Annotated in this window: 14 protein-coding genes; 6 read left to right on the top strand and 8 right to left on the bottom strand. The window is 70.4% G+C overall.

What is annotated here, in order from left to right; genetic code table 11:
- The first annotated feature begins 347 nt into the window (after positions 1 to 347).
- Positions 348 to 845, top strand: coding sequence for a peptidase inhibitor family I36 protein (locus tag ACLQ23_RS00730; RefSeq protein ID WP_355631654.1), 498 nt, complete (start codon positions 348 to 350; stop codon positions 843 to 845).
- A gap of 16 nt (positions 846 to 861) precedes the next feature.
- Here the strand turns inward: ACLQ23_RS00730 and ACLQ23_RS00725 are convergent, their stop codons facing one another.
- A complete protein-coding gene (locus ACLQ23_RS00725) occupies positions 862 to 3,477 on the bottom strand; it encodes a hypothetical protein (RefSeq protein ID WP_355631651.1) in 2,616 nt (871 codons plus the stop codon).
- A 251-nt stretch (positions 3,478 to 3,728) separates the two neighbouring features.
- Here ACLQ23_RS00725 and ACLQ23_RS00720 point away from each other — a divergent pair, with 251 nt between their 5' ends.
- Positions 3,729 to 4,652 carry an S-4TM family putative pore-forming effector gene (locus tag ACLQ23_RS00720; protein ID WP_355631648.1) on the top strand — a complete coding sequence of 308 codons (924 nt, stop codon included), beginning with the start codon at positions 3,729 to 3,731 and terminating at the stop codon, positions 4,650 to 4,652.
- A 449-nt stretch (positions 4,653 to 5,101) separates the two neighbouring features.
- Complete coding sequence (locus tag ACLQ23_RS00715; RefSeq protein WP_355631645.1) at positions 5,102 to 5,737, top strand: hypothetical protein; 636 nt, start codon at positions 5,102 to 5,104, stop codon at positions 5,735 to 5,737.
- A 23-nt stretch (positions 5,738 to 5,760) separates the two neighbouring features.
- Here the strand turns inward: ACLQ23_RS00715 and ACLQ23_RS00710 are convergent, their stop codons facing one another.
- The 4 genes from ACLQ23_RS00710 to ACLQ23_RS00695 form a co-directional block, all read right to left on the bottom strand.
- Complete coding sequence (locus tag ACLQ23_RS00710; protein WP_355631642.1) at positions 5,761 to 6,342, bottom strand: dihydrofolate reductase family protein; 582 nt, start codon at positions 6,340 to 6,342, stop codon at positions 5,761 to 5,763.
- Between the two features lie 66 nt (positions 6,343 to 6,408).
- Positions 6,409 to 7,248 (bottom strand): helix-turn-helix domain-containing protein, encoded by an 840-nt coding sequence (locus tag ACLQ23_RS00705; RefSeq protein WP_355631639.1) that lies wholly within the window; start codon positions 7,246 to 7,248, stop codon positions 6,409 to 6,411.
- 133 nt (positions 7,249 to 7,381) lie between these two features.
- Positions 7,382 to 7,750: a DUF4180 domain-containing protein gene (locus tag ACLQ23_RS00700; RefSeq protein ID WP_355631636.1), complete on the bottom strand. Its 369-nt coding sequence runs from the start codon at positions 7,748 to 7,750 to the stop codon at positions 7,382 to 7,384.
- A complete protein-coding gene (locus tag ACLQ23_RS00695; RefSeq protein ID WP_355631634.1) occupies positions 7,743 to 8,192 on the bottom strand; it encodes a helix-turn-helix domain-containing protein in 450 nt (149 codons plus the stop codon). The genes ACLQ23_RS00700 and ACLQ23_RS00695 overlap by 8 nt, the downstream gene beginning before the upstream one ends.
- A 181-nt stretch (positions 8,193 to 8,373) precedes the next feature.
- Here ACLQ23_RS00695 and ACLQ23_RS00690 point away from each other — a divergent pair, with 181 nt between their 5' ends.
- On the top strand, positions 8,374 to 11,718 hold the full coding sequence (locus ACLQ23_RS00690; RefSeq protein ID WP_425880220.1) for an ATP-binding protein: 3,345 nt from the start codon (positions 8,374 to 8,376) through the stop codon (positions 11,716 to 11,718).
- A gap of 43 nt (positions 11,719 to 11,761) precedes the next feature.
- Positions 11,762 to 11,956: a helix-turn-helix domain-containing protein gene (locus ACLQ23_RS00685; RefSeq protein ID WP_425734750.1), complete on the top strand. Its 195-nt coding sequence runs from the start codon at positions 11,762 to 11,764 to the stop codon at positions 11,954 to 11,956.
- Positions 11,957 to 12,006: 50 nt separating this feature from the next.
- Here ACLQ23_RS00685 and ACLQ23_RS00680 read toward each other — a convergent pair whose 3' ends face one another.
- From ACLQ23_RS00680 to ACLQ23_RS00670, 3 genes are read right to left on the bottom strand one after another with little or no spacing between them, the layout of a single operon-like run.
- Positions 12,007 to 12,864, bottom strand: a complete 858-nt coding sequence (locus ACLQ23_RS00680) for an ABC transporter permease (protein ID WP_355631287.1) — start codon at positions 12,862 to 12,864, stop codon at positions 12,007 to 12,009.
- Positions 12,861 to 13,874, bottom strand: a complete 1,014-nt coding sequence (locus ACLQ23_RS00675) for an ATP-binding cassette domain-containing protein (protein WP_053655157.1) — start codon at positions 13,872 to 13,874, stop codon at positions 12,861 to 12,863. The genes ACLQ23_RS00680 and ACLQ23_RS00675 overlap by 4 nt, the downstream gene beginning before the upstream one ends.
- Positions 13,875 to 13,899: 25 nt before the next feature.
- Positions 13,900 to 14,454 (bottom strand): NADPH-dependent FMN reductase, encoded by a 555-nt coding sequence (locus ACLQ23_RS00670; RefSeq protein WP_053655246.1) that lies wholly within the window; start codon positions 14,452 to 14,454, stop codon positions 13,900 to 13,902.
- A 133-nt stretch (positions 14,455 to 14,587) separates the two neighbouring features.
- On the opposite strand from ACLQ23_RS00670, the gene ACLQ23_RS00665 reads away from it, so the two are divergent.
- On the top strand, positions 14,588 to 15,097 hold the full coding sequence (locus ACLQ23_RS00665) for a GNAT family N-acetyltransferase (protein WP_053655155.1): 510 nt from the start codon (positions 14,588 to 14,590) through the stop codon (positions 15,095 to 15,097).
- The last annotated feature ends 4 nt before the right edge of the window (positions 15,098 to 15,101 follow it).

Below are 15,101 nucleotides of genomic sequence, written 5' to 3'. Positions count from 1 at the left end.
GGGGGAGGCTTTCCAACGCGGCGAGGACGACGGCGGTGATGACGCGGCAGCATGCCTGGCCGAGCCATAGCGGTCGTGCATTGATGCCGATGCGCATCCCGCCGAGTCGCGGAGCTGCCGAATGCAACTTCCGTCGTTGCGCTGTGCGGCGATACGTAAAGCACCCAGTGGTGTCCAAATAGCGCATTGTCAGAATGCTGCACCGATTACACCTGGCGATCAATCACGCGTGTTCCATACGCTGATCCGGCGGCGTACCGCATTAATTCTCCGCGTTGCGCAGCTCCGCTGACCTGGCGGGAGCTGTCGCCCGTCCGTCCCTGCGCGCCACCATCGCGAGGTGTCGAATGGTCATTCCACGCCCTGTTCGTGCGGCGCTTGCCGCCGTACTCGCCTGGCATCTGACTGTTTCCCCGACGCCCGGCCCCGCGGGCGTCACCGTGGACAGCGGCCAGGAAATGGCCGCTTATCTGGCCGCCCATCCGGGTGGAAAGGCGATCAACGACAACGAGATCAGCTACGACGGTGGAGCTTTCGTCGTCTCCCTGCGGCGGCCGATCGGGACGCTCGCCGCCGCCGACTGCCCCTCGGGCTGGTTCTGCTTCTACGAGTGGCCCAACTACGGCTATCCCCGGGGCCGGCTCGCCGACTGCGGCCGGCAGAGCCTCGCCACCTGGCAGTGGCAGTTCCGGGTCGAGTCGGCGCACTACAACCTGGGCAGCGGGACGGTGTCGTTCTACTACTACGACAGCCGGCTCTTCGACATCGGCGCGGGCAACCGGGTCCGCAGCGACGCGTCCCCCTACCGGAACTGGCCCAACTATGTGGAGCGTCGCTGCGGTTGACCCGCCTGCCGATCGTTCAGGCGCAGCCGGGCCCGGTGGTCCGGTCGGTCCGCGCCTTGTTCAGGAAGAGCACGTATTCGAGGATCTGATTGTCGGCCACCGTAGTCGTCTCGTGGCTGAGCAACTCGCCGTTTCGCGGGTCGAACTGCACCGTCTCGCGGCGGCCCTGAGCATCGTCGGCGCTGAAGGCCAGCCCGGTCCGGCCGTTCCAGTCGGGGTACGCGCCCCGGTCCTGGATGCCCGGCGTCGCCGCCAGCTCGAACAACAGCGCCGAGATCTGACCCGGGCTCAGCAGGTGGTAGCGGAAGATCCGGCTGACCACCTTGAGCAGGCCAGCGGCGTTGCGTAGCTCCGGCGGAAGCTCGCCCACCAGCGCGGTGAGCTGTCTACGCAGCTCCGGTGGGTCTACCGACGGCACAGGCGGGATCTCGGACAGGTCGCCCCGGCGGTAGGTGACCGGCGCGGGTGCGCGGGACCGGCGACCGTCGATGGTCGGCGTGACGATCCGGCGGCCGGACAGCGCGGAGTCCCACCACAGTTGTTCGTCCCGGTAGCTGTCGTGGTTGATCCCGGGCGCGAGGTCCGCCGGGGCCCAGCCCCGCAGACAGCAGACGGTGTACGACCCGTCGGCGGCTGTCGGCGCTATGCCCCCAACGAACCCCGCGAGGTCCGCGAGACGCCCGGCCCTGCCGGCGTATGCCGAGGTGCTGCCTGGCGACGGCAGATTGCCGGGCGGAGACTCGCTGGTCGGCGTGACCCGGGCCTCACCACGGCCCCGGACCGTGGTGGCGCTGACCACCAGCGGTGCCAGGGACACCCCGCTGCCGAGCAGGATAGCCAGGACGGTCCGTAGCTTCGGTGGCAGCCGGCGGACGACTGCTGCCGGGGTCGCCGTTACGTCCTGGTCGAAGGGTCGGCGGGGGCGCGGAATTCCGTTCGTCTGGGCCGAGACGGCGTGTCGTGGGGCCGGCCGGTTCGCGTGTCGCTCGCCGTTCCGGGTCGTGGGACGTCCCGGAACGCCGGCGCGGGTGACGCCGGCCGCGTTCCCGGTTGCGGTGCCTGGCCGGTTGCCGGTTGGCGCGTTCCCGGTCCCAGCAGCCGGTCGGTTGCCTGCGGAGGCGTTCCCAGTCGCCGCCGTACCGCCCAGAAAGCCTAGCGGGCTTTCCTCGTCGCCTCGACGGGCAACGGGTGGGGCTGCCCCCAGTTGGGGTGTGCCGTGCCACCCTCCAGAGGGCTGCCGCTGCGGCATCTCCACCGCCCACCAGGGCCGCATCGGCGCCTCCGGGTCGGGTTGACGCCGCGTCTGGTCGGGGTGCGTCCAGTCCAGTCGCGCGCCGCGGTTCTGCTGGCTCGGCTGTGGTCCCACCGCGTCGAACCGGGCCGACCGGTCGTTGCCCGGGAACGTGGGCTGAGGGTCCACTCCGGCGAACGGCACGAGGGGCAGACTGGCTGAGGTAGGCGGAACGATGTCGCTCTGGAACTCCTGCTGGTACGCCTGGGCCGCGTAGGCTGCCAGCCGGAAGTACCAGACTCGCCCGGCGGGGCCGGCATCCTCGTAGGTGCAGCAGATCAATGCCTGGCTCACCAGGGAGAGCAGGTACTGGCCCCGCCAGGTCATCCCCCAGTTGCCATCCTTGGCGACCGCCAGCCCGACCGCATAGCTGGCTTTGATCACCTTGACCGACAGGGCGGGCAATCGGCCCGAGGCTCGCAGGGTCGGGGTGATCAGCAGTGTGCGCAGTGCGTCGGCCGGAATGGCGCCGAGGTGATCCGCCAACTCGGGGAGCACGGCATCCAGGAGCAGAGTGGTCAGGTCCCGGGTGAGCGGCGCGTCGACGGCGAACCGATCCAAGTCCACCAGGCAGAATTTCTTGACGTCCACCAAGCCCGGTCGGGAGAGCGGGTAGAGCGCGTTGCGCCCCTGCAGGTCGCCGTGCGACGCCCCGCAGAGTTGGTCGAGCCGGCCGTCGTGCCATATCGAGCCGGCCTCGGCGAACCGGAGCGGGTTCGGCAGCACCGCGCCGGTTGCGGCGTCGTGCAGCCAGTCGGCACCGGTGTCGCCGAGGCCGAGGGACGTTGCGAACGCGTTCACCTCGTCCTGAGCCCTGGCGTCGGTCAGTTCGCGTCGCACGAACTCGCCAACGGTCGTCCGGCTGATCCGCCGTCCCTTGCGGTACCACCCGTTCCACACCCCGTCGAGCAGCGTTCGGTAGGCGTCCTTGCGCTGGTCGTCGCGTACCTCGCAGAGCGGGAGGACCTGCTCCGCGCCGCGCGCGATATCCTGGAACATCAGATACCGACCGTCACCGACGGGGTGTCGCGGGTAAGGCTGGCGGACCAGATGGCGCTCGGCGAAGCCGGCGTCGACGTCGACCGCCTCCATGTGCCTGGCTGTCTCCTCGGCGGCCTGCCCGGTCGGCAGCACCTTGACGTACAGATGCTCGGCGTCCCGACCGTCACGCCGCGCCACGATGACCGGGATCAGTTCGGCGCCGCTGTGCCCACGGCGTCGGCTGGGTTGGCACGGAGGGCGGACGGTGGCGCCGAGCCCGGCCGCCCACTCCCGCAGCGCGGCTGAAACCGGCGCATCCTCTATGTACGAATTGAAGTCGTCAACGAGACCATCGCCCATGTCCGTCGTTGGACCTTCCACGTAGTGGTGAAAGTGGACGCGGACGCGCGGGGGTGGCACGTCCGAGTGAGGGATGCGCGGGTAGGCGCAGTGGTCAAAGTACCCCAAGTTTCGGACGAACGCGGTATTAATTCGCAGCCACTCCTGCATCTACCCAAAAGTAATAACCGATTACTTTCTGCTTTCTCCGGAATGCAATCCGTGACATCCAGAAAGGTGGATATAGGATCGTCACGGAAAGGGAGGGTTATGTGACAGAGCGCACGGATTCCCTGCTCCAGCGCCAGCGCCGGCCCGAGATGATGGCGCTGCTGCACGCCATGTCGGTCTGCCACCGCCGGGCGCAGCGGCTCGACAACCTCCGGATGGCGCTGTCCATCGCCATCGGTGTCGCCGGGGCGGCGATCGCCCTCACCCGCGCGTCGGCCATCGGCGTCACCGCGGCCGGTGCCCTCTGGGCTGTGGTCAACGCGATAGGGCTCGCCTCGTGGTCCGCCGGGCACATCCGCCGCGCCGCCACCCTTCAGGAGATGTTCGACGTACGGCTCTTCGGGCTGCCCTGGAACGCGGTCGCGGCCGGCGAGCCTCTCGCCCCCGAAGAGGTCAGCCGACTCGACCGTGCCTACCGGGGCGACGAGCGGTACCTCCACGACTACTACGAGGTGCCGCCGCTGCCCCGCCCGTACGACGTGCTCGCCTGTCAGCAGCAGAACCTCGGGTGGGGCGCCAGAGTCCGCCGGCGCTACGCGTACACCGTGCTCGCGGGGGTGGCGCTCTGGGCGGCGCTCGGAGTCGTCGTCGCCGTCACCGCCGACCTGACCGTGTCCGACCTGCTCACGCAGTGGTTCGTCCCGTCACTCGGCACTCTCCTGCTGGGCGTCGAGATCTACCGCGGCCAACGCGACGTCGCCGCCGAACGGGACCGCGCTCTCGGGATCCTGCAGACCCAGGTCACCGCCGCCGTCCGGCACGGCGACCCCACCGCCGACTCGGCGCTGCTCACTCTCGCCCGGCAGACCCAGGATCTGATCTTCCGGAGCAGGCAGGGCCAGGCCCGCGTGCCCGACTGGTTCTTCCGGCGATTCCACGCGGCCGACCGCGTCGACTTCCAAGCCGCGATGGCGACCCTCGCGGAGTTGCTGAGCAGCCATCCACCGGCCGCCCGCACCGACTGACGTCAGCCATCGCCAAGACCGCGGGCCCGGGCCGGGAGGGTCGCCTCAATCGACAGTCGCGCCTGGCCGGGTACGCGTACGGATCGGCTGCCACGCGTAGTCCTGCCATCAGGTCGGCCAGAACGTCGAGCCGGTCGGCGAGCGCGAAATGGTGCAGCACGGTGGCGTCGAATACGAGCAAAGGCTCGTAGACCGGGGCTGTGGCGGTCACGGTGCCAAATCTGTTTCGCCGCGTGTCGGTAGGTCGCCCAGGCTGATCTGGCCATGCAGGAGTTCGACGGCACGGGCATCCGTTATGAAGTCTCGGCGCCAGGCTTCCATGACGGCGGCTATCAACCTGACTGGTGGCGCGTTCCCCTTCGATACCGCGATATGACGTCAGCGGGCGGTGGGTGGAAGCGCCTCGGCCGTAGCGTCCGGACAGACGGCGCGATTCCGAGGGGGCAACCATGCAGGCAGTCGAGGGTGGGGTGTTACCGGGGGAGGAAGCCCCGGTCATCGTGAACATCGACCGGTGGCGGGCGGGGCTGCCATCGGACGCGTGGCCCGACAGCCTTCCGGCGAACGGCGAGATCTGGCGGCGCGACGTCTTCGCGGTGACCGACGCGTACCGGGCCGGTTCCGCGACCGCGCGGCAACTGTTGACCGCCGTGCTGGTCTGGGGTTACGGCCCCATCGGGTACGGCCCGTGGCGCACCGCCAAGTCGCTCGCGGCCGACCCGGATGGCAAGCGCCTGGCGTACGCGCTGGAGGCGATGTCCGAGCCAGCGCCGGACGAGGATGCGTTGCGCACGGCGTACCGCCGATTGTCCGACCCCGACCATGCGCGCCTGCCGTGGTTGGGGCCGGGTTTGTTCACGAAGGTCCTCTACTTCGTCGGTTACCGGCGCGGCGTGGGCGGTGTGCAGCCGTTGATCCTCGACCGTGTCGTGGCCAGCCACCTTCCGGTGGAGGTCGGCGTCAGTCGCCGCAACGGGTGGTCATCCGAGGAGTGGCTGGCCTATCTGCGGTGGGCAGGCGCGCAGGCCCAGGCAAGGGGGATCGAGCCGGAGGCGGTGACGACGGCGGTTGCGAACGACTGGTGAGGCGGTGGGGACGCTCAGATCGGTCAACGGCGCACCTGATAGCGCAGGTGAAGCACCCGGTTGCCCTGAATCACCACGTCAGGGTCCTCCAGCAGGTGCTGCGCGTCGACCGACCCGAAGTAGCGCTTGCCGGACCCGAACACGACGGGTACGACGTCCATGCGTACCTCGTCGATCAGGCCCGCGGCAAGAACCTGGCCACCGACGTCGCCAGCGGCGACCTCGACTATGCGGTCACCCGCAAGCTCCTGCGCTTTGGCCACGGCTGCCTCGACGCCGTCGACGAAGTGAAACGGCGCCGTGGGGTCCCAGCCCTCGGGCTCCGGCCGGTGCGTCACGACGACCACGTGGTCGATCCCGCCCGGCGGCTTTCCGTCCCAGCCGTCCGTCATGTCGAAGACGTGGCGGCCGACGACTGTCACCCCGATCTGGTCCCAGTACGGGCGGGTGTAGTCGTAGGACGTCTGCGACACCTTCAGCGCGCCGCTGGGGTCCAACGGGACGTCACCGCTGGACAACCAGTCGAACAGCGGTCCAGGCTGGTCATTCTCGTCCGCGACGAAGCCGTCCGTCGACACCGAGCTGTACATGACCACCTTGCCCACGGGGCTCTCCTCTGCTTTGGGTTGCCCCCAAATTAGCGTGCCGTGAGCTGCCGCTCTTGTAAGAAATCAATCCGCCGGCAGTGGCCAACTGTCCAGCACGTGGCCGGGATGTTCGCGCAGGAACCGCCGCCGGACTTCGACGTACCGGGTCGGGGTGAGCCCGGTGAACGCCCGGAACTCGTGGCCGAAGTGGGCCTGGTCGAAGTAGCCTGCGCCACCGGCGAGGTCGGCCCAGTCGATCGGTTCGGCGGGGTTGATCGCGAACACGGTGGCGGTGAAGCGGTAGGCGCGGGCCAGGCGCTTCGGCGTGACGCCGATGAGTTCCTTGAACCGCTGTGTCAGATGAGTGCTGCTGACACCGGTTGCCACGCTCAGGTCGCCGATCGCCACCGCCCCGCTGGTCGCCGCGATGACCCTGCTCGTGTGGCGGACCAGCCCCAGGCCGGCGGTCTCGCACAGCCGTCGCATCAGCTCCTCCTCGAGCAGCGTCAGCATCTCGTGCGGTCCGTCCGCCGTGGCCAGCCGGTCTCGCAACTCAGCAACGGCGGGCCGGCCCCAGACCTGCTCTACCGTCACCGGCCGGTCACACAGCTCGGCCGCGGGCATCGGCAGGAACGGCGCCAGCCCCCACGGTTTGAAGTGCACGCCGACGGACCGCGTCGGGCGTGGGTAGCCGAACTCGAACGCGCGGGTGGGCGTGGTGACCACGCAGCCGTCGGCGTACTCGGCCGTCTCGATGTCGGTGCCGGCGCGGATGCGGAACGGCGCCCCGAGGTTGACGATGAGCAACGCCGCCGGACTTGCCGGCAGCGTCAGTCGGGCGTACGGCGGCGCACCCTCCAGGTAGTAGAGGTCGTCGATCAGCCCGTCCAGCGGCGGTCGCGACACTCTGGACACGTACTCCACGCCCACAGCATCGCCGACGCCCCGCCGATATCGCGCGCCGGCGCGCTGCCGTCAGCATCGAGCCGGCGCCGATCCCGGACGCCTCGCCATCCGCTCGCAGCCGCCGGGGGAATTACGTGAACGCTGACAGCGGCTACGCCGCGGCGCGGAGACGGTCGTCGAGCGCGTCGAGGTCGGGGACGAACCAGACGTGCCCGCCCTGGTTCGACTCGTGCACCAGGGCACGCAGCGCCGAACTCTCCGCGAGCTGTGCGGAGATGTCGCCGACGACGACCAGGCGTAGCCGGTAGTTGACGAACTTCTGCATCACGTCACCGGCGAAGCGGGTGCCCAGCGAGAAGAAGCGCTCGTCGAGTCGGTTGGCGGGCACGGCCACCACCTGGGCGCCGACGAAGGCCGCTCCGATCAGGTCCAGCGCGTCCTGCTCGGTGGCGACCGGCGGGCCGGCCGGGTCGCAGACGAGCACCTGCACCCCGGCGCGCTCCTGGATCTGGTCAGGCATCGTGGACCTCCCGGTCGATCAGGCCGTTGTCGGCGTTGAGGACGGCGTCGAGCAGGTGCAGCAGCTCGGCGGTGGCGGCGGGGTCACCCAGAATGATGATCTTCAAGCGGCGTCGCGCCTCGTCGTGCACGGTCTGCACCCGCAGTGGATTGGCCTGGTCATGGCCGGTGTTGGCGCTGGCGAGCACGAGCGTGCCGAGTCGGTCGGCGGAAGCCCGGTCGACGCCGTCGATCTGCACGATGCTCGACACCTCGGCCGGCCCGGGGGCCACAGCGGGCGACGTCTGCCCGGTGAGCGCATCGAGGTCGGTGGCGGCGATCCGGTACTGCTTGCCGATCCGCACCGCCCTCAGCCGACCGGACCGGATGTAACCGCGCACTGTCCGCACGTGCAGCCCGAGTCGGTCGGCGACCTGCTCCACCGAGTACATGTCTTCCTTCATCGCTCCCTAACCTACCTTAACCGATGATGTTAGGGAGTGATGGGGAGTGGTGGCAACGGCGAATCGTTTACGGCATCAGCTCCAAAGGGCCTGGGGGACACCAGCGCCCCCAGCGGCGGCGTCACCCTGAGTAAATAAGTGGGCGACCGGTGTCGGACGGTTCCAGTACCGTCTGGAAACCATGGACGCGCACCTCGGCGACGCCATCATCGGGCGGGATCATCCCGCGGCCCTGCTGCGCGCCGAGCTGGACCGGGCCGCCACCAGCCACGGCGGCCTCGCCCTCGTCACCGGCGAGCCGGGCATCGGCAAGACCACCCTTGTCACGGCGGCTGCCCGGGAGGCTCGGCAGCGCGGCGCGCTGGTGCTCGGCGCAGCCTGCTGGGATTCCGGCAGCGCTCCCGGCTACTGGCCGTGGGTGCAGGTGCTGCGCGGCCTGCGGCGCTCCGCCGACGACTGGGCGGCGGCGCGGCAGTCCGCCGAGCCGGCCCTCGCGGCTCTGCTCGGCGAGACCGGCGCCGAAGCCGACCAGGCCGGCCGCACCGCCAGCTGGGCCGGTATCGACACGGGCGGGGAGATGGCGGACCGTGAGGCGTTCGCCCTGTACGACGCGGTGACCGCCGCGCTGGTCGCAGTCTCCCAGCACCGACCGGTAGTGGTCGTCCTCGATGATCTGCACTGGGCCGACCCGGCATCGCTGCGGTTGCTGGAGTTCGCCGCCCAGCACACCTGGTTCGAACGGCTGCTGCTGATCGGCACCTACCGCGACGCCGAGGTCGAATCGGGCGACCATCCGTTGCGCCCACTGCTGATGCCGCTGGTCGCCAAGGCCACCACGATCACCCTCAGCGGCCTGGCCCGCGACGAGGTGGCTGCTCTGATCACGCGTACCGCCGGGCGGGAGCCCGACGCCGACCTGGTCGATCGGGTGCACGGCCGTACCGGCGGGAATCCGTTTTTTGTCGAGGAGACCGCCCGGCTGTGGCGCGCGGACGGTGGGGCGGGGACGATCCCACCTGGCGTACGGGAGGCGGTGCGGCGTCGGCTGGCCCAGTTGCCGGGGGCGGTGGTCGAGGCGCTCACCGTCGCCGCCGTGCTGGGCCGCGAGTTCCACCGGCAGGTTCTGGCAGCCAGCTCGGCGACCCCGACAGCGCAGGTCGACAGGCTGCTCGATCGTGCGGTGACCGCCCGGCTGGTGGTCGCCCGGGGCGGCGGCCGGTTCGCCTTCGCTCACGACCTGGTGCGGGAGACGCTCTATGACGGGCTCACCGACGAGGATCGGCAGACCCGGCACGGCGCGGTCGTGCGAGCGGTCGATGATCTGCGGGAGCTCACCGACCGGCTGATCCCGGCCGACCTCGCCCGGCACGCCTACCTCGCCGGCCCCGCACTTGAACGGGCCCGGGTGGCCACGCTGCTGGTCGCCGCCGGGCGGGACGCGTTCGGCCGGCTGGCCGCCGACGAGGGTGCGGTGCACTTCCGCCGGGCGCTGGAGGTCGTCGACGACCGGGCGCAACGGGTGCGGATGCTCATCGAGTTCGGTGAGGCCCAATATCACCACGCCGGCCGTGACGAGGCCGCAACACTGCTCACCGAGGCCGGGGCGCTGGCCCGCACCCTCGACGACCCGGTGTTGCTGGCTCGCGTCGCCCTCATCGTCAACCGCGCCCGCCAGGTGGAGACCATCCACTCGGTCGAGGGGGCGGAGCTGGTGCGGGAGGCGTACCGACGGCTGATCGGCGAGCCGGACGCCACCGCGCCGGTGGGCGCGCTGGTCGCCGACCTGATCACCGCGACCGAGACGATCGCTCGTCGAGGGCAGGACGACGAGGCGCTCACCTTCAGCCTGTGGGCCCGCCATGACACCACCTGGGGTCTGGGCACTGCCGCGGCCCGGGCGGCGCTCACCGCCGAAATTCGGGACGTGGCCCGCCGCTCGGGCGACCGGGAGACGGAGCTGTGGGCCACCTCGCTGCGTTGGGTGGCACTGCTGGAGTTGGGCAACCGCGGCTTCGTCGAGGAGTTCACCGCCTTCGTCAACGCGGACCGGCACGGCGACCTCACCCGACACCAGATTTCGGCGGTCGTCGACAGCGGGATCATCGCGGCCTTCCGGGGTGACTTCGCGGAGGCCGACGAGCGGTTCGTCTTTCTCACCAACCTCTCCGATCCGGGCCATGCCCAGTTCGGGTTCATGGGCCATCACCTGCGCTGGTCCCGGCTGGTGCTCCAGGGTCGGTTCGCCGAGGCCGAGACCCTGCTCGATGAGCTGGCGCCGATCGACTACCCCTATCAGGAGTTGCTGCGGGCGATCACTGCCGCTGAGCGTGGCGACGGTGCGACGACGATCCGGCTGACCGTCGGCATCGAGGCCGCCAACATCCGGTACCCGCGTCCCGTGTCGCCGCTCTGGCTACGACTGCGTGCGCAGGCCGCCGCCGCGTCCCGCGACCCGCTGCGCTGCGACGACGCGCGGGCCGCGCTGACCCCCCATCGTGGAGAGTGGATGGTCGGGCTGTTCGGCTGCGACATCAGCGGTCCCGTCGACCACTGGCTCGCGGTGGTCGACGCCGCGCAGGAGCGCTGGGACGACGCCATCGCCGGGTTCACAGCGGCTCGCGACTCCGCCGACCGGCTGGGCTCCCGAACCTGGTCGCTCATCGCCTGCGCCGGGCTGGTGAACGCCCTGTTCGCCCGCGGCCACGCGAGCGACGCCGCGACAGTGGCCGAGCTACGCGCCACCACCACCCGCGACGCCACCGCCCTCGGCATGCTCCAGGTCCTGCACCGACTCGGCACCCCGGCGACAGCCACCACCACCGCCCATCCCACCAGCCCAAACCAGACCGCCATGCCGGGCCAGAGCGCCATGCCGGGCCAGGCCGCCGTGCCGGGCCAGACGGCCGTGCCAGATCAGACCGCCGTCCCAGGGCAGGCCGCCGTGCCGGGTCAGGCCGCGTCGATCGTGGCGGCAGTTCAGGGGTACGAGTTTCGGCGCGACGGGCCCGTCTGGCAGCTCGCCTACGCGGGCGTCGTCGCCCAGTTGCCCGACGCCAAGGGCCTGCACGACCTGCACCTGCTGCTGAGCCGGCCAGGCGGTGACGTGCCGGCCGTGGAACTGCTCGACCCGGCCGCCGGGCCGGAGCTGGTCGCGGCCCGGCGGATGGGCGGTGACCCGGTCCTCGACGACGAGGCGAAGGCCCGCTACCGGCGGCACCTGGAGCGCCTCGACGAGGAGATCGACCGGGCCGCCGCGCGCGGAGACGACCGGAAGGTGGCCGCGCTGGATGCCGAGCGCGGCGCGCTGCTCGACGAGCTGCGCGCCGCGGCGGGGTTGGCCGGCCGGAGTCGCCGGCTGGGTGACGAGGCGGAACGGGCCCGCAAGACGGTGACCGCCCGGATCAGGGACACGATGCGCAAACTCGACGAGCGGCACCCAGCGCTGGCCGGTCACCTGCGCGAAGCCGTCTCGACCGGCAGCACCTGCCGCTACCTGCCGTCCGAGACGGTGCCCTGGCGGCTCTGAACACCTCGGGGACGTACCCCGATGGCTTTTCGAAGAGACGGGCGTGCCGCGCCGGACGTCGGTCCGGCTGCTGCTCGCCACGCACCCCAACGACGTCACCGGGGTGGGCAGCCGTGTCGGCTACGAGAGCCCGTCGCAGTTCAGCCGCGAATATCGTCGCCAGTTCGGTGCGCCTCCGAGCCAGGACGCCACCCGTCTGCGGGCCGTCCCCCGAGTCGAGGTGCCCGCAGTCGTCTGACGCGACGGGCGCCGCCACGGTCGTGGCGGCGCCCGTTGGACGGAGCAGGATCAGCGGCGGTTGTAGCGGTACATGGTCAGCGTGCCGAAGACGACCAGGAAGCCGGCGCTCCACGCCAGCAACCACATCGTGCTGGACGGGTCCGACGAGCCGGCCATCGCGGCGCGTACGGCGGCCACCAGTTGCGTGACCGGGTTGACGTTCACGAACGCCTGGAGCCAGCCGGGCATTGTGCTCGGCTCGACGAAGACATTGCTGAGGAACGTCAGCGGGAACAGCACCATCATGCTGACCCCCATCACCGACTTCTCGCTGCGCAGAACCAGGCCGAAGAACGTCCACACCCAGGAGAACGCGAACGAGAAGACCACAAGCAACCCGATCCCGAGGGCCACCCCGGCGACCCCGCCGTCGGGCCGGAAGCCGAGCGCCAACCCGACGCCGAGGATGACCAGGGCGGCAAGGACGTAGCGCAACACGTCGCCGAAGATCATGCCGACCAGGGCGGCCGGCCGCCACACGGGCAGGGTCCGGAAGCGGTCGAAGACACCCTTCTCGATGTCGGTGTTGAGGCCGACGCCGGTGTACATGGTGATCATCACGACGCTTGTCACCATGATGCCGGGAAGGAAGAACTGCAGGTAGTCGCGCGGGCTGTCGGCGAGTGCGCCACCGAACAGGTACGTGAACATCAGCACCATGATGATCGGGAACGCGGTCACGTCGAAGAGCTGCTCCGGCACGTGCTTGATCTTCAGCATGGCTCGCCAGCCGAAGGTGAGCGACGCCCCCAGCGCGCTTGGTCGGGGCGGTCGGGCTCCGGGCGCGAGGACCGTTGCCAGCGCCTCGGCGGACGGTACGTAGACCGACGGAGCCCGTTCGGTGGTGGTCGTTGTGGTGTCGCTCATCGGGCTGCCTCCAGCTGGTCGTCCCGCTCGTCGGCAGGCACGGCGGGATGGTCGGTCAGGGCCAGGAAGACCTCGTCAAGGCTTGGCTGACCGAGGGAGAAGTTGTCGACGACGATGCCGGCGCGGGCCAGGTCGCCGAGCGCGCGGGCGGCCTGGGCGCTGGCCTCGAGGTCGGTGCCGGCCTCCCCGACCCGGGCGAGCAGCGCGACCGGGTCGGCTTCGAGCTGCACCGGTACGCCCAGCGCCGCCTGGAGCACCCGCTCCGCCTCGGGGCGCTGCCCGGGGTCCCGTAGCCGCAGGTGGATCGTGCCGGAGCCCACCGACGACTTCAGCTCGCCCGGGGTGCCCTCCGCGATCACCCGGCCGTGGTCGACGACGGCGATCCGCCCGGCGAGCTGGTCCGCCTCGTCGAGGTACTGCGTGGTCAGCAGCACTGTCGTGCCGTGCGCCACCACGGCCCGGACGATCTCCCACACCTGGTTGCGGCTGCGCGGGTCGAGACCGGTCGTCGGTTCGTCGAGGAAGAGCAGGTCGGGCGTGTTGAGGATGCTGGCGGCGATGTCGATACGCCGCCGCATCCCACCGGAGTACTTCTTGACCTGGCGGCCGCTGGCCTCGGTGAGGCCGAACGCGGCGAGCAGAGCTGCGGCGCGGTCGCGGGCGGCCGGTTTGCGCAGGCCGAGGAGCCGGGCGAGGAGCACCAGGTTCTCCGTGCCGGTCAGGTCCTCGTCGACTGAGGCGTACTGGCCGGTGAGGCTGACCCGGCTGCGGACCGCGTCCGCCTCGGTGACCACGTCGTGCCCGAAGACCCGCGCCGATCCGCCGTCGGGCCGCAGCAGCGTCGCAAGCACCCGGACCGCAGTGGTCTTGCCCGCCCCGTTCGGCCCGAGCAGGCCGTAGACGGTGCCGGCGGGCACCTGAAGGTCGATGCCGGCAAGCGCCTTGGTGTCCCCGAACGAGCGGGTGAGCCCTTCGGCTTCGATGGCCAGGCCGGTGGTGCGTCTACTCATGATGGAAACCTTTCGTCGAACGTGTTCAGGAGACGTAGGGCCGTGCGGCCCGGCCGTTCCGAAGCGCCAGGCCCCACCAGCGGAGCTGGTCGAGCAGGGCGCGGATGTCACGGCGTAGCTCGTCGGTGCAGAGTGGCGTCGGCTCACCGGCGAGCAGGTCGAGCCCGACGACGTCGCGCACCGTCATGGCGTGCAGGGCGGTGAAGACGGTGCGCAGTTGGTCGACGGCGTGCAGACCGGTGGACCGGCAGCCGTACGACACGAAGCCGACCGGTTTGGCCTGCCACTCGTCGTACGCGTAGTCGATCGCTTGTTTCAGAGGTGCCGGAAAGCTGTGGTTGTACTCGGGGGTGACCACGACGAACGCCTCCGCCCGACCCACCTCGCTGACGAACGCCCGGATGGACGCCGTCGGCTCAGCGGGATAGCTGGCCGGGAAGTCGTAGTCGTTGAGGTCAACGACAGTCACGGTGAGGTCGTCGTGCCGCGCGGCCTCGTCGAGAAACCAGCTGGCGACCCGGTCGCCCGCCCGTCCCTCCCGGGTGCTGCCGATGATGACAGCGAGTTCCAACGGTGTCATCGTCACCTCCTCCCATCAACCTCAAGGCGCGAGGCAAGGCCGATCGCCCGCTAGATCTGATCTAGCGGGTGGCGTTTCGGCGCGGGATGTCGGATGCGTCGGCTTGACTGGGGCCGACGAACAGGGGAGCACGATGACGCAGGTACGCATCCAGCCGTGGCAGGAGGACGACCTCGACCTGCTGCGGCAGCTCAACTCACCGGACACCCGCAGGCACACCGGCGGCCCGGAGACCGACGAGCAGGTGCTCGCCCGACACGAACGCTACGTGCACTTCGCCGAGGGCGGGCAGGGCTGCATGTTCACGCTGGTCCTGCCGGACGGGGCACGGGTGGGCAGTGTCGGCTACTGGGGCCGCGAGTGGCGCGACCAGCCGGTGTACGAGTTGGGCTGGGCGGTGCTGCCCGCGTACCGGGGGCAGGGGTTGGCGACCGTCGCGGTGCGCGCGGCTGTCGACGTGGTCCGCGCCCGGCGGGACCGGCGCTACGCCCACGCCTACCCCTCGGTCGACAATCCCGCCTCGAACGCGGTCTGCCGCAAGGCCGGTTTCACGCTGCTCGGCGAGACGGGCTTCGAATACCCGCCGGGGCGGATGATGCGCGCCAACGACTGGCGGCTCGACCTGACCGCCCCGCCCACATGAGCGT

This window comes from Micromonospora sp. DT41 (assembly GCF_049841715.1).
Taxonomy (GTDB): Bacteria; Actinomycetota; Actinomycetes; order Mycobacteriales; family Micromonosporaceae; genus Micromonospora; species Micromonospora profundi.
Note: the sequence above shows the minus strand (reverse complement) of the source record. Positions and strands in the feature narration are given on the sequence as shown.